The 23046-nt window shown below is 38.9% G+C and carries 21 protein-coding genes; all 21 read left to right on the top strand.

Annotated features, from left to right (window positions below):
* The 21 genes from pstB (FFM51_RS01660) (at nucleotide 1) to whiA (ending at nucleotide 22940) form a co-directional block, all read left to right on the top strand.
* Nucleotides 1-792 carry a phosphate ABC transporter ATP-binding protein PstB gene (gene pstB / locus FFM51_RS01660; RefSeq protein ID WP_137596933.1) on the top strand — a complete coding sequence of 264 codons (792 nt, stop codon included), beginning with the start codon at nucleotides 1-3 and terminating at the stop codon, nucleotides 790-792.
* A gap of 14 nt (nucleotides 793-806) precedes the next feature.
* Nucleotides 807-1565, top strand: coding sequence for a phosphate ABC transporter ATP-binding protein PstB (gene pstB / locus FFM51_RS01655; RefSeq protein WP_137596932.1), 759 nt, complete (start codon nucleotides 807-809; stop codon nucleotides 1563-1565).
* A 92-nt stretch (nucleotides 1566-1657) separates the two neighbouring features.
* Entirely contained in the window at nucleotides 1658-2335 is a 678-nt protein-coding gene (gene phoU / locus FFM51_RS01650) for a phosphate signaling complex protein PhoU (protein WP_137596931.1), read from the top strand.
* 141 nt (nucleotides 2336-2476) lie between these two features.
* Entirely contained in the window at nucleotides 2477-2620 is a 144-nt protein-coding gene (locus FFM51_RS08745; RefSeq protein ID WP_170999542.1) for a hypothetical protein, read from the top strand.
* A 181-nt stretch (nucleotides 2621-2801) separates the two neighbouring features.
* A complete protein-coding gene (locus tag FFM51_RS01645; protein WP_137596930.1) occupies nucleotides 2802-3119 on the top strand; it encodes a PspC domain-containing protein in 318 nt (105 codons plus the stop codon).
* A gap of 14 nt (nucleotides 3120-3133) precedes the next feature.
* Entirely contained in the window at nucleotides 3134-3496 is a 363-nt protein-coding gene (locus FFM51_RS01640) for a phage holin family protein (protein WP_137596929.1), read from the top strand.
* Between the two features lie 27 nt (nucleotides 3497-3523).
* Complete coding sequence (gene hprK / locus FFM51_RS01635) at nucleotides 3524-4459, top strand: HPr(Ser) kinase/phosphatase (RefSeq protein ID WP_137596928.1); 936 nt, start codon at nucleotides 3524-3526, stop codon at nucleotides 4457-4459.
* 6 nt (nucleotides 4460-4465) lie between these two features.
* Nucleotides 4466-5299, top strand: coding sequence for a prolipoprotein diacylglyceryl transferase (lgt, locus tag FFM51_RS01630; RefSeq protein ID WP_137596927.1), 834 nt, complete (start codon nucleotides 4466-4468; stop codon nucleotides 5297-5299).
* A gap of 31 nt (nucleotides 5300-5330) precedes the next feature.
* The gene (locus tag FFM51_RS01625) at nucleotides 5331-6347 is read left to right on the top strand and encodes an NAD(P)H-dependent glycerol-3-phosphate dehydrogenase (RefSeq protein WP_137596926.1); all 1017 of its coding nucleotides are present in this window, start codon (nucleotides 5331-5333) and stop codon (nucleotides 6345-6347) included.
* A gap of 57 nt (nucleotides 6348-6404) precedes the next feature.
* The gene (galU, locus tag FFM51_RS01620) at nucleotides 6405-7301 is read left to right on the top strand and encodes a UTP--glucose-1-phosphate uridylyltransferase GalU (RefSeq protein WP_137596925.1); all 897 of its coding nucleotides are present in this window, start codon (nucleotides 6405-6407) and stop codon (nucleotides 7299-7301) included.
* 178 nt (nucleotides 7302-7479) lie between these two features.
* The gene (gene trxB, locus FFM51_RS01615; RefSeq protein ID WP_137596924.1) at nucleotides 7480-8421 is read left to right on the top strand and encodes a thioredoxin-disulfide reductase; all 942 of its coding nucleotides are present in this window, start codon (nucleotides 7480-7482) and stop codon (nucleotides 8419-8421) included.
* A gap of 275 nt (nucleotides 8422-8696) precedes the next feature.
* Complete coding sequence (locus FFM51_RS01610; protein ID WP_137596923.1) at nucleotides 8697-10421, top strand: phospho-sugar mutase; 1725 nt, start codon at nucleotides 8697-8699, stop codon at nucleotides 10419-10421.
* Nucleotides 10422-10484: 63 nt separating this feature from the next.
* Nucleotides 10485-11126 (top strand): YfbR-like 5'-deoxynucleotidase, encoded by a 642-nt coding sequence (locus FFM51_RS01605; RefSeq protein ID WP_137596922.1) that lies wholly within the window; start codon nucleotides 10485-10487, stop codon nucleotides 11124-11126.
* 325 nt (nucleotides 11127-11451) lie between these two features.
* Nucleotides 11452-13455, top strand: coding sequence for an excinuclease ABC subunit UvrB (gene uvrB / locus FFM51_RS01600; protein ID WP_137596921.1), 2004 nt, complete (start codon nucleotides 11452-11454; stop codon nucleotides 13453-13455).
* A gap of 35 nt (nucleotides 13456-13490) precedes the next feature.
* Nucleotides 13491-16337 (top strand): excinuclease ABC subunit UvrA, encoded by a 2847-nt coding sequence (gene uvrA, locus FFM51_RS01595; RefSeq protein WP_137596920.1) that lies wholly within the window; start codon nucleotides 13491-13493, stop codon nucleotides 16335-16337.
* Between the two features lie 108 nt (nucleotides 16338-16445).
* Nucleotides 16446-16916: an S-ribosylhomocysteine lyase gene (locus tag FFM51_RS01590; RefSeq protein WP_137596919.1), complete on the top strand. Its 471-nt coding sequence runs from the start codon at nucleotides 16446-16448 to the stop codon at nucleotides 16914-16916.
* Between the two features lie 332 nt (nucleotides 16917-17248).
* On the top strand, nucleotides 17249-18472 hold the full coding sequence (locus FFM51_RS01585) for an argininosuccinate synthase (RefSeq protein WP_137596918.1): 1224 nt from the start codon (nucleotides 17249-17251) through the stop codon (nucleotides 18470-18472).
* Complete coding sequence (gene argH / locus FFM51_RS01580) at nucleotides 18473-19852, top strand: argininosuccinate lyase (protein WP_137596917.1); 1380 nt, start codon at nucleotides 18473-18475, stop codon at nucleotides 19850-19852.
* 233 nt (nucleotides 19853-20085) lie between these two features.
* Entirely contained in the window at nucleotides 20086-20970 is an 885-nt protein-coding gene (gene rapZ / locus FFM51_RS01575; RefSeq protein WP_137596916.1) for an RNase adapter RapZ, read from the top strand.
* Nucleotides 20967-21968, top strand: a complete 1002-nt coding sequence (locus FFM51_RS01570) for a gluconeogenesis factor YvcK family protein (RefSeq protein ID WP_137596915.1) — start codon at nucleotides 20967-20969, stop codon at nucleotides 21966-21968. The genes rapZ and FFM51_RS01570 overlap by 4 nt, the downstream gene beginning before the upstream one ends.
* 15 nt (nucleotides 21969-21983) lie before the next feature.
* Nucleotides 21984-22940 (top strand): DNA-binding protein WhiA, encoded by a 957-nt coding sequence (gene whiA / locus FFM51_RS01565; protein WP_137596914.1) that lies wholly within the window; start codon nucleotides 21984-21986, stop codon nucleotides 22938-22940.
* Nucleotides 22941-23046: the final 106 nt, after the last annotated feature.

Here is a 23046-nt window from a genome sequence, read left to right as displayed (position 1 = left end):
ATGGAAACAAAGGATCGGTATATTTTACAATTTAATTCAGACCAAGAAATTGCGCTGGAAACAAAACAATTAAAAATATTCTATGGAGATTATGAGGCAATTTCAGCTGCCGATTTGCAAATTCCGCGATTTAAAATTACTGCACTAATTGGAGCGTCAGGCTCTGGTAAATCAACTTTTTTACGGTCATTAAACCGAATGAACGATGGAATTGCTAATGTGCAAGGTCAGATTTGGTATCGTGATTTAGATTTGAATACTAAGCAAATTGATGTTTATGCGATGCGACGACAGATTGGGATGGTATTTCAACGTCCCAATCCGTTTCCAAAATCAATTTATGAAAATATCACGTTTGCGCTTGAGCGTCATGGCATAACTGACAAAAAGCAATTGAAGGAACGGGTAGAGACAGCTTTGAAACAGGCTGCCTTATGGGATGAGGTTAAGGATAAACTTAATAAAAGCGCCTTAGCATTATCTGGTGGGCAGGCTCAACGACTTTGTATTGCCCGAGCCATTGCATTACAACCGGATATTCTACTACTGGATGAACCTGCGAGTGCCCTTGATCCAATTTCGACGGCTCAATTAGAAGAAACATTAATCAACTTAAAGGAACATTATACAATTGTAATTGTGACACATAACTTGCCACAAGCAGCACGAATTAGTGATTACACGGCTCACTTTTCACAAGGAACAGTTATTGAATTTAATGACACTAAAGATATGTTTACACAACCAAAAGTCGCACTAACCAATGAATATATCTCTGGTGACTTTGGTTAAGGAGGGAGGATTCAATGGAAAAACAAATTTTAACAACCAAAAATGTTAAGCTTAGCTATGGAGACTTTGAAGCTTTGCATGGAATTGACCTAGCATTTAATGAACATGAAATAACTGCGCTCATTGGACCTTCTGGCTGTGGTAAATCAACATACTTACGTTGCTTAAACCGGATGAATGATCAAATTGATGGGGTTAATATTTCTGGCGAATTTAAATTACATGACACTGATATTTACGGTGAAAATACAGATGTGGTAGAACTGCGTAAACACATTGGGATGGTTTTTCAACAGCCGAATCCGTTCCCAATGTCCATTTATGATAATGTTGTCTTTGGCTTAAGAGTCGCGGGAGTTCGTGATAAAGCAAAATTGGATGAGGCTGTTCAAACTGCTTTAAAACAGGCTGCGATTTGGGACGAAGTCAAAGATAAGTTGGATCAAAACGCATTAGCACTATCTGGCGGTCAACAACAACGAATTTGCATCGCAAGGGCCTTAGCAGTTTCACCAGATGTTTTGCTACTAGACGAGCCAACAAGTGCGTTGGATCCACATTCTAGTCGTCAAATTGAAGCAACCCTGCTACAATTAAAAGAACAATATACTATCATCACAGTGACACACAATTTACAACAAGCTGCAAGAATTGCAGATAGGACAGCTTTTTTCTTGCAAGGGGACTTGATTGAGGCTGCTAGTACTAAACAAATTTTTATGAATCCCGAGCATGAACAGACTCGAGATTTTATTACTGGCCGGTTTGGCTGATGATGTGATTTGGAATTTTGAAACGTGTTAATTCACTTAGCCCACGGAATCTAATCGGTTGAATTAACACTCTATGACAGAGGAGGCAAAACATGGAACGATTAATTGATCAAGAACTGGCAAAATTAGACGCTCAGTTCACAGAAATGGGTGTGCTGGTGGCCAATAAAATTGGTGCAGCGGGTCGAGCAATGGTTGTCGGTGATGAACGTTCAGCAAAAGAAATCGTGACTCAGGACCATCAAATTAACGACCGTGAAATGCAACTAGAGCAAAAAGCGTTTGAAATTATTGCACTGCACCAACCCATTACAAGTGATTTACGTGAAGTAGTGACGATTTTAAAAGCTGTTTCTGATCTCGAACATGCTGGCGATCATGCTCGAGATATTGCATTAGCTAGCCTACAGTTACAACGTGATGCCTATTTACAGCCGGTGTTAACTTTAATTGAGCAGTTCAGTAAATTTATCGAAAAACTGATGCGTGACATGTTAACGGCCTATGTAAAAAAAGATTGGCATTTTGCTCAAACTGGTAGTCAGTTAGCGGTTGAAGCTAATGCCCAACATGTTAAAATCTATGAGGCATGTGTGGACGCAATGAAGCAAAATAGTGACCAAATAGAACGGATATTACCTTATATCACAGTTGCCAATGCTTTAGAGCAAATTTGTGAGTGCGCGTTAAATATTGGCGAATGGATTATTTACCGTCGCACAGGTGAGATTGTTGAATTAAAGCCAGTAACAACTGTAGATGATAATTAACAAATTGAGTGTGTTATTTAATTAGATTAGCACTATAATAGGATTAGAGTGTAGGAACATGTTTTAATCTGTTTCCAATATTTACGCTCGAACTAAAATCCATAACTGCTAACAAATTGGCAGTTAAAAGAGGTGATCGTGATGGCTAAACTAAGTAAAGAAGCGCGCAAAGCCCTGATCGAAAAAGCTGAAGAACAACGTGCTAAGAATCCAAAGCCTAAAAATAAGGTGTCTGGTTTTGCAACTATTGATAAAGAAGCTGAAAAACTAGAAAGTGGTAACTAGAATGTGTTGTAAGTAATCATATTCTTGTTTAAAAAAGAGATTAGAATCCTGATTTAGGATGCTGATCTCTTTTTTGCTTTAACTCTAGACATTTGAACGTCTCTGCACACACTTTTTTAGTTGCCTTTACTACTTGAAAACAGTAAGATTAACCTAATAAACAAGAAGGTGGAATGGTGCAATGAGATCTAAGCAGAAAAAACAATTGACACGATCGTCATCAGATAGAATTATTGCTGGTGTAATGGGCGGATTTGGTTCATATTTTGGTGTTAATTCGAATTATATTCGGGTTGGTTTTGTGATCATCTCACTGTTAAGCTCAGGGTTTCCAGGAATTTTGGTTTATATTCTTTTAGCTGTGATCATGCCGGCTGATCCTAATAAACCTAGCTGGACTGGAATGTTTTTTAACAATCAGGACCAAACACCACCGAAAAATTCAAATCAGGGACGCAAAGTGATTCATGATGTTGATGAACATGATGAAGATAAGTAAGGGGTAAATTGCTAATGGGATTTTGGACACGAATTTTAATTAACACGCTGTTGTTCGTTGCAATTGCTGGCTTTTTCTCACAAAGTGGGGCTTTCTATGTGTCTAATATCTGGATGGCGTTTGCGGCCAGTCTGGTATTATCAATCTTGAATGCGCTGGTCAAGCCAATATTATTTGTTTTCTCATTGCCAATTACGATTTTGACATTAGGGCTGTTTAGTATTGTGTTGAATGCGGTAATGCTGCAGTTAACCTCATATTTTGTGGGTTCAGATAACTTTCATTTTTCATCATTTGGTATGTCAATACTAGTGGCAATCATTGTGTCAGTATGTAATGCAATTATTTCCAGTCATTTTGTTAGTCGTCGTGGTTAAATTTAGGCCAGTTGGAGGGATGTTATTGTGGCAGATGAAGTTAAGGTTTCAGATTTAGTGAAAAACGTACGGTTAAAAGTCCTCCAAGGGAAAGATTTCTTGGATCGCCCGGTTACAACTAGTGATATTTCACGACCGGGACTTGAATTAACTGGATATTTTAAATATTATCCCGCTGCACGGGTACAGTTACTTGGTATTACAGAAACGTCATTCGCTAAAAATATGACGCATGATGAGTTATTAATGGTGATGCGAAAGATGTGTGCGCCGGAAACCCCAACGTTTGTAGTTTCAACCGATTTACCCGTACCTGATGAATTAAAACAGGCTGCAAAAGAAACTAGTATCCCAATTTTGGGAACCAAATTAACTTCATCACGAGTACTTAGTAATATGACGTTTTACCTCAGTGGTCAGTTAGCTCAGCGTCAATCTGTCCATGGTGTCTTGGTTGATATTAATGGAGTTGGTGTGCTCATTACTGGTGACTCCGGGGTTGGTAAAAGTGAAACAGCGCTTGAGCTGGTTCGACGTGGCCATCGATTAGTAGCTGATGACCGAGTTGAAGTTTATGCGCAAGATGAACAAACATTGGTGGGATCTGCTCCTGTTATTTTGGAACATTTAATGGAAATTCGCGGCATCGGGATTATTGATGTAATGAATCTCTATGGTGCTGGTGCGGTGATGCAAGAAGATGATGTTGACTTGATTGTGCACCTTGAAACTTGGTCACCAGATTCACAGTTTGATCGTTTGGGTGATCGTGGGGATACACAACAGATTCTCGATGTTGAAGTCCCTAAGGTTTCGATTCCAGTTAAAACTGGTCGTAATTTAGCTATTATTATTGAGGCAGCGGCAATGAACTTCCGAGCTCAATCAATGGGCTATGATGCAACTGAAGTGTTTGACGCAAACTTGAATCGACTAATTAAAGAAAATTCAAGAAAGGATTAATTTAAAATGCAATTTTGGCAGTTTTTAGGTACAGCAATCGACCCGATTGCGCTCAAATTAGGTCCAATTCAGATCCATTGGTATGGCGTGATTATTGCTAGTGCAGTGATTATAGCGCTCATTTTATCAGTTCGCGAAGGACAAAGAGTTGGGATTGAATCTGATAACTTTTATGATTACATTCTTTGGGCTCTTCCAGTAGCTATTATTTTTGCGCGGGCATATTATGTGATCTTTGAGTGGGGGTATTATTCTCAACATCCCGCAGAAATAGTGGCAGTTTGGGATGGTGGCATCGCAATTTATGGCTCGTTAATTGGTGCACTACTCGTTATGTGGTTGTTTTGTCGTTCACGATTTATCTCCATTTGGACGATGTTAGATGTGGTAGCGCCTACAGTTATTTTAGCGCAAGCAATTGGTCGCTGGGGTAATTTTATGAATCAGGAGGCTTTTGGTAAGATTACCAGTTTAGCCTTTCTACAGGATTTACACTTACCAGCGTTCATTATTAACCAAATGTATATCAATGGGGCTTATCGAACACCGACATTTCTCTACGAATCATGTTGGGACTTACTTGGTTTTCTCATCTTATTTGGCCTCCGACACAGGCATCATTTATTTCGCCAGGGAGAAGTCTTTTTAAGTTATTTACTGTGGTATTCTGCCGGTCGGTTTGTCATTGAGGGGATGCGCACGGATAGTTTAATGATTGGTAATACGATTAGAGTGTCACAAGTACTATCTGTTATTTTGTTTGTTGGTGCAATCGTTCTCATAATTATTCGTCGTCATCGTCAGTATCCATGGTATTTGGAAACTAAAGCAACAAAATGATGTCTGAGTTATGAAGGGAGTTCTAATTTTGATGAAAGAAAAAATTGCAGTATTAGGTGCAGGATCATGGGGTAGTATCTTAGCAAATTTATTGGCTGAAAATGGTCATGATGTTCGTTTATGGTCCCATAATGAGGAACAGGTACAGATTTTAAATACGCGCCATGAAAATCCTAAATATATTGCTGATTTTAAATTTGAAAATGAACTAACAGCTACTACTGATATGCGTGCAGCAGTGGATGGTGCACAAGTTATCTTAATTGTTATTCCAACAAAAGGGTTACGAGAAGTTGGCGGTAAATTAGGTCAGCTGCTAGCTGATCTTGGGCAGCAACCTTTGATTGTTCATGCAACAAAAGGATTAGAGCAAAACACATATAAGCGCCCCTCTGAGATGTTAACTGAAGAAATCAAGTCAGCAAATCGCCAAGCAATTGTAGTTTTGTCAGGCCCTAGTCATGCAGAAGACGTTGCTCGTCACGATTTAACTTCTGTAACGGCAGCTAGTACAAATTTACTGAGTGCGCAGCATGTGCAGAATTTGTTTAGTAACGATTATTTCCGGGTGTACACCAATGATGATGTAATTGGGGCTGAATTTGGCGCTGCATTAAAAAATATTATTGCAATTGGCGCTGGAATTATTAATGGACTAGGTTATCATGATAATGCTAAGGCAGCATTAATTACTCGTGGGTTGACTGAAATTAGAAGACTGGGAGTTGCGTTTGGTGCTAATCCGTTTACGTTCATTGGACTCTCCGGTGTTGGTGATTTGATTGTCACAGCCACTAGCGTTAATTCTCGTAATTGGCGTGCTGGTAATGAATTGGGTCAAGGTAAGTCACTTGATGATGTCATGGCAAATATGGGCATGGTAATAGAAGGTGTGTACACTACTAAAGCAGCGTACGAGCTTAGTCAACAGCGCAACGTTAAAATGCCAATTACAGAATCAATTTATCAAGTTTTGTATGAGCATAAAGACGTCAAGGTAGCCATTGAAGGCTTAATGCAACGAGAAGTTACTTCAGAGCTAGAATAAATGTGGTAAAATACCACTTGGAGTATTATGAGAGAAAATGAAAGGAAATTTTTGAACATGAAAAAAGTTAAAAAAGCAGTTATTCCTGCTGCTGGCTTAGGGACACGATTTTTACCTGCTACAAAAGCATTGGCAAAGGAAATGTTACCAATTGTTGATAAGCCAACCATTCAATTTATTGTGGAAGAGGCGCGTAAATCTGGAATTGAAGACATTGTTGTTGTTGATGGAAAGAGTAAACGTTCGATTGAGGACCACTTTGACTCCAACCCAGAGCTTGAAAACAATTTAATTGAAAAGCACAAGGATGAAATGTTGAAGATGGTACAAGAAACGACTGATATTAACTTGTACTTTATTCGTCAATCACATCCTCGTGGCTTAGGGGACGCTGTTCTAACTGCCAAGGCCTTTATTGGTGATGAACCATTTGTAGTTATGCTCGGTGACGATTTAATGGATGATGAAGTGCCATTAACGCGCCAGTTAATGGATAGTTATGAGCAAACTGGAGCCTCAACATTGGCAGTAATGCGAGTGCCACATGAGGATACGGCTAAATACGGTGTTATTAATCCTACAAAAGAGGTTAAACCAGGATTATATAACGTGTCTAACTTTGTTGAAAAACCTAATCCAGCTGATGCACCAAGTGATTTGGCCATTATTGGTCGTTATTTACTAACACCAGAAATTTTTAAAGTGTTAGAAAATACTAAACCTGGCAAAGGAAACGAAGTTCAATTAACAGATGCAATCGATACACTTAATAAAACCCAGCGTGTTTTCGCCCATGAATTTAAGGGCCAACGACATGACGTTGGAAATAAGTTCGGCTGGATTCAAACTAATATTGAATATGGGTTAACGCATCCACAAGTCAAAGATGAGTTACGTGAATATATCAAGGATTTAGGAGCTAAGTTAACTGAGACCGATAAAAAGAATTCTTAAATTGAATATGGTTAGATTACCGTTTATCAATATTTATGTTGGTACGGTAATTTTTTATTACTATCTTTAAAGCATAGATGAGTTTTAGAAGTGTTTGGAAACAGATTATTAGACAAGTCACGTAATTCAGTGTATCTTATACTCATTAATTGTAAGTAAGTTAAGGAGGGCTTGATTGATGGCCAAAAAATATGACGTAATTGTAATTGGAGCCGGTCCTGGAGGGATGACGGCAGCATTATATGCTTCACGAGCTAATTTATCAGTACTGATGTTAGACCGTGGAATCTATGGCGGGCAAATGAATAATACGGCCGCAATTGAAAATTATCCTGGTTTTAAATCAATTTTAGGCCCTGATCTATCAAAAGAGATGTACGAAAGTTCCACTCAGTTTGGGGCAGAGTACACCTATGGGACTGTTGAAAAAATTGAGGATAACGGTGTCGTAAAGACAGTTACAACCGATATGGAAACTTATGAAACAAAAGCTATTATTATTGCTACTGGTTCCGAATATAAAAAGTTGGGAACTGCTGGTGAAAATGAATATGGTGGCCGAGGTGTTTCCTACTGCGCGGTCTGTGATGGCGCCTTCTTTAAGAATAAACATGTTGTTGTAGTCGGTGGTGGTGATTCTGCAATTGAAGAGGGAATTTATTTAACTCAATTAGCAGACAAGGTTACCGTTGTTCATCGCCGAGATCAATTACGTGCACAAAAGATTATTCAGGATCGAGCCTTTGCAAACGATAAAATGGAGTTTGTTTGGAATAGCAACGTTGAAGAAATCCAAGGAGACGAGCAAAAGGTCAGTGGCGTTAAGATCAAGAATAACCAAACTGGTGCTGAAACTGAATTAGATGCTAGTGGTGTGTTCATTTATGTCGGTGTCTTACCAATGACTGAACAATTTACTAATCTAGATATTTTGGATGATCAAGGTTGGGTTGAAACTAACGATCAAATGGAAACCAAGGTTCCCGGAATCTTTGCAATCGGTGATGTGCGTGATAAAAAATTACGTCAAATTACCACTGCAGTCGGCGATGGTGGTATTGCTGGACAAGGGGTCTTTAACTATATTGAGTCATTAAAAGGTGAAGAACAAACGGTTTAGGGTTATGGTTTAAATTTATTTTAGATAGATTTATATGTTTTAAAAAATGGGATCTAGTCAGTTAATCACAACTGACTAGATCCCATTTTTATGTTAAATCGCTAGATGATGGTTCTAGTGTGTCTGTTCACACTGTGTTTGAAGTGCGGTATACTAAAAGTCGAAGTTTGAAAGCGGATCAATTCTAGATTGCACCATCTATTGGAAGTTTTAGGCGGGTGTTTTCGCGTTCAAATATTAACTAATTATCGAGCTGAGAAAAGGAGATGCCATTGATGAGCTGGAAGGATACTTATCAAACGTGGTTAAACGAAGCATCATTAGAAACGAGTCTTAAAAATGAACTACAGGAAATGACAGTAGATGAGTCTCAATTGGAAGACGCATTTTATGCGCCGTTATCCTTTGGTACTGCGGGAATGCGTGGCCTATTAGGACCAGGAATTAATCGAATGAACATTTATACTGTTCGTCAGGCGACTGAAGGTCTAGCAAGGTTTATGGACACTTTAGATGACGCCACCAAGTCCCGAGGTGTGGCAATTAGTTTTGATTCGCGCCACCATTCGCAAGATTTTGCGCATGAAGCTGCGCATGTACTAGGCGCTCATGGTATTAAATCTTTTGTTTTCGAAGGCTTACGTCCAACTCCAGAGCTTTCTTTTACTGTTCGTCATCTGCATACCTATGCTGGAATTATGATTACTGCTAGTCATAATCCGAAAGAATACAATGGTTATAAAATTTATGGTGAAGATGGTGGACAAATGCCACCAAAGGAATCTGATCTGATAACTAGTTATGTTCGGCAGGTAACTGATTTATTCAAGATTGAAGTGGCAGATGAGTCTCAGTTACTCAAAGATAAAGTCATGACAATTATCGGTGATGATGTTGATCAAGATTACTTGGCAAAGGTAAAAACAGTTACAATTAATCCTAAGTTAGCACAAGAAATGGGTAAAGACATGAAATTAATCTTTACACCATTACATGGAACGGGTCAAATGTTGGGGGAAAAGGCACTCCAAAACGCTGGTTTTACCAATTATGAGATTGTGCCTGAGCAAGCCAAACCAGATCCAGAGTTTTCTACGGTTAAAAAACCTAATCCTGAGGACCCAGAAGCATTCAAACTGGCCATTGAACTAGGCAAAAAAGTGAACGCTGATGTCTTAGTAGCCGTAGATCCAGATGCAGATCGGCTAGGAACGGCAGTACGTCAACCCGATGGTGAATATCAATTACTAACCGGTAACCAAATTGCATCTGTGCTATTGCATTATATTTTAGAGGCTCACAAGCAAGCTGGTGATTTGCCGACCAATGCAGCAGTCGTTAAGTCGATTGTTTCAACAGAATTCGCAACGAAGATTGCAGCAAGTTATAACGTTGAAATGATTAATGTTTTAACTGGTTTTAAATATATTGCCCAGCAGATTGAACATTTTGAAGCTACTGGTGAACATACGTACATGTTTGGTTTTGAAGAAAGTTACGGCTACCTAGTTAAGCCATTTGTTCATGACAAAGATGCTATCCAGTCGCTGGTGTTACTTGCTGAAGTGGCAGCTTATTATCGTAGTCAGGGTAAAACGCTGTATGATGGGTTGCAAGAATTGTTTAAACAGTACGGATACTTCCGTGAAAAAACAATTTCTCAAACATATGCTGGCATTGATGGTGCCGACCAGATCAAAGCTTTGATGAAGAAGTTTCGTGAGGAGGCACCTACGCATTTTGCTGGTCATGCAATTGTGGCGACTGAAGATTTTAGCACTCAAACTAAAGCGGAAGCATCTGGCCAAACTGTTAAAATGAACTTGCCAGTAGCTAACGTTTTAAAATACATTTTAGATGATGAAACTTGGATTGCCATTCGTCCCTCAGGAACTGAACCAAAGTTGAAGTTTTATATTGGAACCAATGCTGATAGCTTAGAGTTGGCAAACCAAAAATTGTCTGATTTTGAAACTGCATTAAATGAATTTATTAAATAGTGATGCAAGTGCCCTTTCTGTCATGGATTGGGCATTTTTGTCAAGAAAAGCGAGGGGTCAACAATGGGAATGCATCAATATTTGAAGAGCTTAAGTGATTTAGAAATGATTAATCGTGCACCTGGTTACTTTAAATTTGAAAAACATACTGTGGCCGCACACAGTTTTAAAGTTGCCCAGGCGGCACAGCTATTGGGTGATATTGAAGAAAATGCTGGTAATGAAGTTAACTGGCGTTCATTATACGAGAAAGCTCTTAATCACGATTATACTGAACGCTTCATTGGCGACATTAAAACGCCAGTTAAATATGCGACGCCAGCCTTACGCTCGATGCTGGCGGAGGTAGACCAGTCATTGACTGACAATTTCATTGATAATGAGATTCCACAGGAGTTTCAGGCAGCCTATCGGCGGCGATTTGGTGAGGGCAAAGATAGTTCTTTGGAAGGAAAAATTTTGTCAGTGGCTGATAAAATTGATTTGATGTATGAATCATTTGGTGAAATACAAAAGGGCAATCCGGAACCTGTTTATATGGAAATTTATCGTGAAAGTTTGAGAACGATGATGGATTTTAAAAAAATGGCAAGTGTTCAATATTTTTTGAACGAAATTTTACCGGAATTGCTGGCTGATAATGTTAACGAGAGTAATCAGTTAACTACGATTTCAAATCAAATCATTGCTCAATATAAGGAGTGAAAGCTAATAATAGCAGTGATGTAGTTCAGGCTATCAACTTACTAGACGAATGCATGTTCGTGTGGTAAGATTGATGGACGCATGAGTGGAAAGGCGTCAGCTTTTCCATTTTTTTTGGATGTAATGGCCAAGGTAGAGCTAGGTTTAGTTAATGCACTGAATTGACTAGTTTATTACTTAGGCGTATTCACTACAACAGATGTCTAGAACTGAGTATAAATAACAATCAACAGATCAAAGAGCGATTTATTAGTTGTTATTTGTAACTTAGCTGATGGATGTCTAAACCCCTTAGCTCACACTTTTTTATATAGGAGGTTGGATTATGATTTATCGACAACCGGATAGAAAATTTGATTTAGTTTCAAAATATCAACCAACAGGGGATCAACCTGCTGCCATTAAACAGTTAACTGATGGAATTGAGACGGGTGAGAAAGCCCAGATTTTACTTGGTGCAACTGGAACAGGTAAAACTTTTACAATTTCAAACGTGATTAAAAATGTTAATAAACCAACGTTAATTTTGTCGCATAATAAAACACTGGCAGGTCAGTTATATGGAGAATTCAAAGAATTTTTCCCCAACAATGCTGTCGAGTATTTTGTTAGCTACTATGATTATTATCAGCCGGAAGCATATGTTCCGTCCAGTGATACCTATATTGAAAAAGATTCAGCTATTAATGATGAAATTGATAAGTTACGGCACTCAACCACTAGTTCGCTCCTTGAACGTAACGATGTGATTGTGGTGGCGTCTGTTTCTAGTATCTTTGGTTTGGGTGATCCGCGTGAATATCAAGATCATGTTTTATCATTGCGAGTAGGAATGGAAATTGAACGAAACCAATTGTTACGTGATTTGGTGGATATTCAATTCGAACGAAATGATATTGATTTTCAACGTGGTCGTTTTCGTGTGCATGGTGACGTGGTTGAAATTTTTCCGGCATCGCGCGACGAACGAGCATTAAGAATTGAGTTTTTTGGGGATGAAATTGATCGCATTCGCGAAGTAGATTCTCTGACGGGTGAAGTTGTGGGCGATCGAGACCATGTGTCAATTTTTCCGGCTACTCATTTCATGACTAACGATGATATTATGACAACTGCCATCCAAGGAATTTCAGATGAACTAGATGACCGTCTAAAGGTATTAAATGATGCTGGCAAGCTGCTGGAAGCTCAACGTTTAAAACAGCGAACCACTTATGATATTGAAATGTTAAAAGAAATGGGTTATACGTCTGGAATTGAAAATTATTCTCGACATATGGACGGTCGCAAACCTGGTGAACCACCGTACACACTACTTGATTTCTTTCCAAAAGATTTTTTACTGGTTGTTGACGAATCACATCAAACAATGCCACAGGTTCGCGGAATGTATAAGGGTGACCGTTCAAGGAAACAAATGTTGGTTGATTATGGGTTTCGTTTGCCAAGTGCGCTTGATAACCGACCATTAAAACTGGAAGAATTTGAAACACATGTTAACCAAGTTGTTTACATGTCGGCAACACCAGGACCATATGAATATGATCAAACTGATCACGTTGTCCAACAAATTATTCGCCCGACTGGTTTGTTAGATCCAACTGTTGAAGTTCGTCCAGTAATGGGACAAATAGATGATTTGGTTGGGGAAATAAATAAACGAGTTGAACGTAACGAACGAGTATTTGTAACAACTTTGACTAAAAAAATGTCAGAAGATTTAAGTGATTATTTAAAGGATTTAGGTTTAAAGGTCAAATATCTTCACAGTGATATCAAAACGTTGGAACGAACTCAGATAATTCGTGATCTACGTTTAGGTAAGTTTGATGTCTTAGTTGGAATTAATCTGTTGCGAGAAGGAATTGACGTACCAGAAGTTTCATTGGTTGCAATTTTGGATGCTGATAAGGAAGGTTTTCTTCGTAATGAGCGGTCGTTAATTCAAACAATCGGCCGGGCTGCCCGAAATGAAAATGGAGCCGTTATAATGTATGCAGATACGGTAACAGAATCAATGAAGGCTGCAATGGATGAAACTAAGCGTCGTCGTGAAATTCAGGCTAAATATAATGAAGATCATCATATTACGCCACATACAATTAAAAAGGATATTCGTGATTTAATTAGTGTAACCAAAGAAGCAGATGATAGTGGTCAAAAAGATGATTTCACGCAGCAAGATTTTGCAGATATGGCTAAGGATGATCAAAAAGCAATGTTAAATCAGCTGGAAGAACAAATGAGGGCTGCTGCTAAGCGATTAGACTTTGAACAAGCTGCTACGTTGAGAGATACAGTGTTAGAATTAAAGGCACAGATTGAATAAAGAAAATCAGGTTCGGTAACTAGGAGGAAAGTTAATTGGCAAACGACAAAATTGTAATTCACGGTGCTCGTGCGCATAACCTTAAAAATATTGATGTAACCATTCCAAAAAATAAGTTAGTTGTGGTAACGGGTCTATCTGGATCCGGGAAAAGTTCACTAGCTTTTGATACACTTTATGCTGAAGGGCAACGGCGTTACGTTGAAAGTTTGTCAGCCTATGCACGGCAATTTTTAGGACAGATGGATAAGCCGGATGTCGACTCCATTGATGGCCTCTCGCCCGCAATTTCGATTGATCAAAAAACAACTTCAAAAAATCCGCGTTCAACAGTTGGAACGGTCACCGAAATTAATGATTATTTACGACTTTTATGGGCGCGAGTAGGAACTCCAATTTGTCCAAATGATGGCACACCAATCTCAAGTCAATCGCCAGAACAGATGGTGGACCGTATTTTAGGGTTGGAAGAGCGCACTAAGTTGCAGATCTTATCACCAATTGTTAGAAATAAAAAAGGTGGTCAAAAAAAGACGTTTGAAAAAATCAAACGTGAGGGCTTTGTGCGTGTCCAAGTGGACGATGAAACCTACGATATTGATGACGTGCCAGAACTAAATAAAAATCAAAACCATTCTATCAATATTGTTGTAGATCGAATTGTGGTTAAAGACGGCATTAGATCACGTTTATTTGATTCATTTGAGGCTGCATTACGGTTAAGCGACGGTTATGCTACAGCAGATATTATTGGTGGAGATCAAATAGCTTTTTCAGAACAATACGCCTGTCCCGTCTGTGGCTTTACAGTTGGTGAGATGGAACCACGTCTCTTTTCTTTCAATGCACCATTGGGCGCTTGTCCTGAATGTGAAGGCCTTGGGATTAAACTAGAAGTTGATGAAGATTTAGTCATCCCAGATCGTAGTGTCACATTACGAAAAGGTGCAATTATTCCATGGAATCCTATTTCTTCTCAGTATTATCCTGAGCTGCTGGAGCAATTTGCAACACAAAATGGAATCGACATGGATACTCCATTTGAGAAGTTACCTGCTAAACAACAAAAAATGATTTTAAACGGTAACGGTGCGCATAAATTTCATTTCCATTATGAAAATGATTTTGGTGGTGTGCGCGATGTTGATGTTGAATTTGAAGGTGTTTTGAACAATGTTGAGCGTCGTTATCGTGAGACCAACTCAGACTTTACTCGTGACCAAATGCGCAAATATATGACAGAGCTAACTTGCCAAACATGTCATGGTTACCGGTTAAATCGGCAAGCGTTAAGTGTTAAAGTAGACCATTTACACATTGGTGAAGTATCAGAAAAACCAGTTAGCGATGAAATTCCATTTTTCAAGCAGCTTCATTTGTCTGAACAAAGTGAAACTATTGCCCGTCCAATTATCAAAGAAATTGTTGATCGATTAACGTTTTTGCAGAATGTTGGACTGGATTATTTAACGTTGAGTCGTTCTGCCAGAACCTTATCTGGTGGTGAAGCACAACGAATCAGACTGGCAACTCAAATTGGATCCAATCTTTCAGGTGTTATGTATATTTTAGACGAACCTTCGATTGGATTGCACCAACGAGACAACGATCGGTTGATTGCATCGCTCAAAAAAATGCGTGATTTAGGGAATACATTAATTATTGTTGAGCATGATGAGGATACGATGCGTGCCGCAGATTATTTGGTTGATATTGGACCTGGTGCAGGTGAATACGGTGGTGAAGTCATGGCTGCCGGGACACCTAAACAGGTTGAACGTTCAGCTAAGTCGTTAACTGGACAATATTTAGCTGGCAAAAAATTTGTTCCAGTGCCAACTAGCAGACGAACTGGTAACGGTAAAAAAATTACCATTACCGGTGCAAGTGAAAACAATTTAAAAGATTTAACGGTTGATTTTCCACTTGGCAAATTTGTCGGGGTTACTGGAGTTTCTGGCTCTGGTAAATCAACGTTAGTTAATTCAATTTTGAAGCGTGTACTGGCACAAAAACTAAATCACAATTCTGAAAAGCCAGGAAAGTATAAGTCGGTTCGTGGTGTTAAAAATATTGAAAAGATAATCAATATTGATCAGGCACCAATTGGACGGACACCGCGAAGTAACCCTGCAACCTACACCGGTGTTTTTGATGATATTCGTGGCTTATTTGCCCAAACCAATGAGGCCAAATTGCGTGGTTACCAAAAGGGAAGGTTTAGCTTTAATATTAAAGGTGGTCGTTGTGAAGCCTGTCATGGCGATGGTATTTTAAAAATTGAAATGAACTTTTTGCCAGATGTTTATGTTCCCTGTGAAGTTTGTCATGGTAAGCGGTATAACTCTGAAACACTAGAAGTTCAATATAAGGGTAAAAGTATTGCGGACGTACTAGAGATGACAGTTGGTGAAGCACTGGAATTTTTTGAAGCAATTCCAAAGATTGCCCGAAAATTGCAAACCATTGTTGATGTCGGGCTAGGTTATGTCAAAATGGGACAACCGGCAACAACGCTATCTGGTGGTGAGGCCCAACGAATGAAGTTAGCGTCAGAGTTGCACAAGCAGTCGAGTGGAAAAAGTTTTTATATTCTAGATGAACCGACAACCGGGTTACACACCGATGATATTAAACGGTTATTGGGAGTTCTACAACGACTAGTTGATGCTGGTAATACTGTTTTGGTGATTGAGCATAATCTTGATGTAATTAAAACGGCAGATTGGTTGATCGATTTGGGACCTGAAGGTGGTGCTGGTGGTGGAGAAATAGTTGCTACTGGAACTCCAGAACAGATTGCAGAGGTTAAAGAAAGCTATACTGGTCAATATCTAAAACCGGTACTAGAACGTGATGCTAGTCGTATTGAAGGCAAGTAGTTTTGATTTATTCATCAACAACATAATATTATGATTACTCACGACCTGAACTTGCACTTTAGTTTCAAAATTGTATAGTAAAGGTAATTAAAAGAAGGAGTGATTTACTTGGCAAAGATTGAAAGTTTTCAGTTGGATCATACAAAGGTATTGGCACCATATGTCAGATTAATTACGGTTGAAGAAGGCCCTAACGGAGACAAAATCTCTAATTTTGATTTACGATTGGTGCAACCAAATGTAAATGCTATTCCAACAGCTGGTTTGCATACAATTGAACATATGTTAGCTGGATTATTGCGTGATCGTATGGATGGCGTGATTGACTGTTCACCATTCGGCTGCCGAACTGGTTTTCATTTAATTATGTGGGGCGAACATGATACTACTGAAGTAGCAAAGGCTTTGAAGTCTTCATTAGAGTTCATTAGCACTGCAGAATGGTCTGATGTTCCTGGAACAACGATTGATAGTTGTGGTAACTATCGTGATCACTCGTTGTTCTCAGCACAGGAATGGGCCAAAAAGATCCTATCCGAAAAAATTTCATCTGATCCATTTAAGCGCGTGGAGGTTTAGAATGTAAACGACCACGGATAGATGGCGTTGTGTAATAAAAATAACCCTAGACGATTCGAGCTATGAATTGTCTAGGGTTATTTTTATTACACAATGTGCACCTGCGGTTGTTTACACGTTTAGTCCAGTTGAATTACTATTCAACCAAGTATTACATTAATTGCATAAAAAATTTAGATGCAAAATGAATTTTATACATTTACCCCACCAAATATCACGTTTTTATGAATAAAAATCATTAATTAAAGAAAAAAATGCATAAATACTTGAAAAATGATATATTCCATGCTAATGTTAGGACATAGTAAAACAAGATGTGGAGGAATAGTGGCATGGCAAATGAGAAAATTGTGTTGGCATACTCAGGTGGATTAGATACATCAGTAGCGATTCCATGGTTGAAAAATAAAGGTTATGATGTCATTGCGGTTTGTATTGATGTTGGTGAGCAGGGTAAGGATCTTAATTTTGTTCATGATAAGGCGTTAAAAGTTGGCGCAGCTAAAGCGTTTGTCATTGATGCTAGAGAAGAGTTTGCTAATGAATACGCATTGGTTGCATTGCAAGGACATGCATTGTATGAAGGCATTTATCCTTTACTTTCTGCGTTATCGCGACCACTAATCGCAAAGAAGTTAGTTGAAATTGCAAAACAAGAGGGTGCCTCAGCGATCGCGCACGGTTGTACTGGTAAGGGGAATGACCAAGTTCGGTTTGAAGTGGCCATTCATGCCTTGGCTCCACAAATTAAAATTGAAGCTCCAATCCGTGATTGGCATATGTCACGCGAGGAAGAAATTGATTATGCCAAAAAGCATGATGTTCCGATTCCAATTGATTTAGACAGTCCCTATTCAATTGATCAAAATTTATGGGGGCGTGCTAATGAAGCAGGGGTGCTAGAAGATCCATGGACGGCTGCTCCAGAAGATGCGTTTGATCTCACCAATCCAATTGAAAATACACCAAATGAACCAGAGGAACTAACGATTGATTTTGTTCAAGGGGTACCAGTAGCTTTAAATGGGACACAGTATTCGCTAGCAGAATTGATTTCAAAGGTGGAAGCAATCGCCGGTAAGCACGGAATTGGTCGAATTGATCATATTGAAAATCGATTGGTAGGGATTAAGTCACGTGAGGTTTATGAAGCACCTGCCGCAACAGTATTGATGAAGGCACATAAAGCGCTGGAAGATTTGACTTTTGAACGCGAGTTGGCACACTTCAAACCATTGATTGAACAAAAACTGGCAGACACGATCTATAATGCATTATGGTTTTCACCCTTAATGAATGCCATGATTGCCTTTTTGAAAGAAACTCAAAAAGTTGTGAACGGCACGATTAGATTGAAATTGTTTAAAGGTAATGTGATTACTCAAGGACGTAAATCCGAAAATTCACTGTACAACAAAAATTTGGCAACTTACACTTCTGCTGACGAATTTGATCAACAAGCCGCAGTCGGGTTCATTAAATTATGGGGCTTGCCAACCCAAGTTTATGCACAGGTCCAAGATAAAGTTAATAAAGCAAAGGATGGCATTCAATAAATGAGTACGGCAAAATTATGGGGTGGTCGTTTTACACAAACAGGGGCACACTGGGTCGATGAGTTTGGGGCCTCAATTTCATTTGACCAAGAGTTGGCCCATGAGGACATCCAAGGTTCGCTAGCACATGTCAAAATGCTTAAAAAAACAGCAATTTTGCCGGCACAAGATGCTGATCAAATCATTGCTGGTTTGACCAAATTAGCTAATAAACTTGAGCAAGGGCAGCTTAAGTTTACAGTTGAAAATGAAGACATTCATCTTAACTTAGAAAAGTTGTTGACTGATGAAATTGGACCAGTGGCAGGTAAATTACACACAGCACGTAGTCGTAACGATCAAGTGGCCACCGATTTTCATCTGTACGTCAAAAATCGAATTCCAGAAGTGATTGCCGAATTAAAACATTTGCAGACAGTTATTATTGCCATGGCTGAAGATAATGTTGAGACAATCATGCCAGGGTACACGCACATGCAGCATGCACAGCCAATTTCATATGCACATTATTTACTGGCATACTTCGAAATGTTTCAGCGGGATGTGGAACGGTTTGAATTTAATTTAAAGCATACTAATATTTCACCACTAGGTGCGGCCGCCTTGGCTGGGACTACATTTCCAATTGATCGTCAGTATTCAGCTGAAGAGTTAGGTTTTGATGATGTTTATCACAATAGCTTGGATGCGGTTTCTGACCGCGATTTTGCATTAGAATTTCTAAGTAATGCTTCAATTTTAATGATGCATCTGTCACGGTTTTGTGAGGAGATCATTTTGTGGTGTACGTATGAGTTTAATTACTTAGAACTTTCAGATAAATTTTCTACTGGAAGTTCAATCATGCCGCAAAAGAAAAATCCTGATATGGCTGAGCTAATTCGTGGTAAAAGTGGCCGTGTTTTTGGTGATTTAATTGGGCTATTAACTGTGATGAAGTCACTGCCATTAGCTTACAACAAAGATTTGCAAGAAGATAAAGAAGGCGTTTTTGATGCGGTTAAAACCATTTTGCCTAGCATCAAAGTCTTTACAGAAATGCTGAAGACATCTCATGTAAATAAAGAAAAAATGGCTGAGGCAACGACAAATGATTTTTCTAATGCAACTGAATTAGCAGATTATCTGGCTAGCAAGGGAATTCCATTTCGTCAGGCTCATGAAATTGTTGGTAAACTTGTCTTACAAGGATTAGAAACAGGAACGACACTGCAAAATATTCCGTTAAGTGAGTATAAAAAAATATCCCCATTGATTGAAGATGATATTTATCATGACTTACAAAGTAAAGTTGCAGTTGAACGGCGACAATCACTTGGTGGAACTGGATTTTCACAAATTAAACAAAACTTGGCGCGGGCTAAGGAATTAATTAAATAGGTGTGTGTTGGAGTGCCATAATTTTGATTGCTGAAACGGGTTCGCAACCACAAGAGTCTACATGTAACATGAGAAAGGCACTCATGATTCAATAACCGAATCATGAGTGCCTTTCTCCCGTTACACTCCGACTCTTACCCGTGGCTACTCGCACTCTTTATTTTGAATGACACGCCCGGTATGTTACAATGTTAAAGACTAGTTTCTTTGGATAGACATTTGGAGGTCATACCTTGAAAAAAAAGTTACAGGTTGTGATTATTACTGGGATGAGCGGTGCTGGTAAGACCGTTGCGATTCAAAGCTTTGAAGATTTAGGCTTTTTTGTTGTCGATAACATGCTCCCTAATTTATTATCACGATTTCTAGATATCATTGAAGAGTCTGAGGGAACTGACAAAGTAGCACTAGTAGTTGATTTACGGTCACGTGGGTTCTATGATTTAGTGATGCCGGCAATTGATGAATTACGCAAGCGGGCGGATGTTAACACACAGTTGTTGTTTTTGGATGCAACTGATGAAGAATTAGTCTCACGGTACAAAGAAACTAGACGAGCACATCCACTGGCACCTCAAGGTCGTGTTATGGCTGGAATCGATCGGGAGAGAAAACTACTTAGTGAAATCAAAAGTATTGCTAATTTGACTGTTGATACATCAGATTTATCGCCGCGTCAATTACGTCATCGATTAGCTGACTACTTTAATATCGACCAACAAACTACTTTTTATGTTGAAGTGATGTCGTTTGGTTTTAAATATGGGTTGCCGCTAGATGCTGATATCGTGATGGACGTACGCTTTTTGCCCAATCCGTTCTACATTGAGGAACTTAAACCATTAACAGGTAATGATAGGGCAGTCAGTGACTATGTAATGAAGCAACCATTAACTGAGCAATTCTATAGTCATTTTTATTCGTTACTAACGACGATTTTACCGGGATATGAAAAAGAAGGAAAGACCAGCCTAACAATTGCAATTGGATGTACCGGTGGACAACACCGATCTGTTGCAATCGCTAACCGCCTCTCAAAAGATATTGGGAAAGATTATGTTGTCAATGTCAGCCATCGTGATATTGAAAAGCGAAAGGAGATCACCAATCGATCATGAGTGCACAATTAAAAAAGCGACGTCCTAAAATTGTGGTGATCGGTGGTGGTACCGGCCTACCAGTTATTTTAAAGGGCTTGCGCAATAAAGATGTAGATATTACAGCAATTGTGACGGTAGCAGATGATGGTGGTTCTTCAGGGATCTTGCGTAACTATATCAATGTTGTACCGCCTGGTGATATTCGAAACGTCTTAGTTGCCCTGTCTCAATGGCCAGAATTACAATTGGATATTTTTCAATATCGGTTTGACAGTTCCGATCAATTCTTTGCAGGACATGCAATTGGTAACTTAATTATTGCTGCGCTAGCAGAAATGAAATCTGGTATTTTTGAAGCAGTTCAAGAATTGTCAGAGATGATGCAGGTTAATGGGCACGTTTATCCAGCCGCCAATGAGCCACTGGTACTTAATGCTGAATTTAAGGATGGTACTAAGCTAAAAGGTGAATCTGAAATTACGGCTGCTCACAAGGCAATTAAGCGTGTGTGGGTAACCCCGTCAAATTATCAAGATGGTCATGCAACCAAAGCCGTGCCGGAAGTGATTGATGCAATTATGAATGCTGACCAGATTGTTCTAGGTCCCGGTAGTTTATTCACAAGTATTTTGCCTAATTTGATGATTGAAAATGTTGGCGCAGCGGTTTGTGCAACATCTGCTGAAGTAATTTATATTTGTAATATTATGACTCAAAAAGGAGAAACAGATCAATTTACAGATGCTGATCATGTGCGAATATTAAATCGACATTTAGGTCAGAATTTTGTTGATACTGTTTTAGTAAATTCACAACCAGTACCAAATGATTACATGGATTTTCAACGATGGAATGAATTATCTCAGCCTGTACAACACGATTTTGCCGGACTCAGAGAACAGGGTGCTAGGGTTATTTCAACGAATTTTTTGCAGTTAAAAGATAATGGTGCTTTTCATGACAGTGACAAGGTAGTCGCTGAGTTAATGAATCGTTTGCAGCAAGCACGTGACTAGAAAGGAGTGATATCAATGTCTTATGCCAGTGAGGTCAAAAAAGAATTAACGGGATTACAAGTTCATTTAGATAATGCTAAAGCTGAACTAATGGCGTTAATTCGAATGAATGGGACGTTGAATATTGCTAATCATCAATTAGTACTCAATGTTCAAACTGAAAACCCAGCCATTGCTCGGCGCATCTATCAATTACTGAAGGATTTTTATCAGGCTGAAAGTGAGTTAGTTGTCCGCCGAAAAATGAAGCTAAAGAAGAACAATTTATACATCGTGCGACTACGTGGTGAAGCTCAAGCAATTTTATCTGATCTCGGTATTTTGCAGGACTTACAAATTAAAGAGCAGGTACCAATTGAGTTATTGAGCAATGATGGAATGATTCGTTCTTATTTACGCGGGGCCTTTTTAGCAGGCGGATCGGTAAATAATCCTGAGACATCGCGTTATCATTTGGAAATCTACTCATTGTATGAGGAACATAACGCAATGATTGCTGAAATGATGAATAAGTATAATTTGAATGCACGAGTCACAAATCGGCGTAGTGGGTTCATTGTTTATCTGAAAGAGGCAGAAAAAATTGCTGATTTTCTGTCATTAATTGGAGCTACTAATGCGATGCTTAAATTTGAAGATGTCCGCATTGTTCGGGACATGCGTAATTCAGTTAATCGCTTGGTAAACTGCGAAAATGCTAATATGGATAAAGTTGCCAACGCATCCAATAAACAAATTGAAAACATTAAGTTTATTGATGAGACGGTCGGACTTGGTAATTTACCTGATAAATTACGAGAAATTGCTGAAACAAGATTGGCACATCAAGAAATTAGTCTAAAAGAGCTTGGCGAATTAGTACCAGGTGGACCAATTTCTAAATCGGGAGTTAATCACCGCTTACGTAAAATTAATGCATATGCGGACCAGCTACGTGAACCTGATGAAGGTAAGGTTGCTAAAATTTCATAAATAAAAAAATCGCCGAGACCATTTGATCTTGCGATAATCCCTTTGTGGTTGTCAGATGAAATGCAATAATTCATCTGATGATTATGGAGGGATTTTTGTATGTCCA

This window comes from Paucilactobacillus kaifaensis, from assembly GCF_005405145.1.
Classification (GTDB): Bacteria; Bacillota; Bacilli; order Lactobacillales; family Lactobacillaceae; genus Paucilactobacillus; species Paucilactobacillus kaifaensis.
This window is presented reverse-complemented; position numbering and strand designations above follow the sequence as displayed.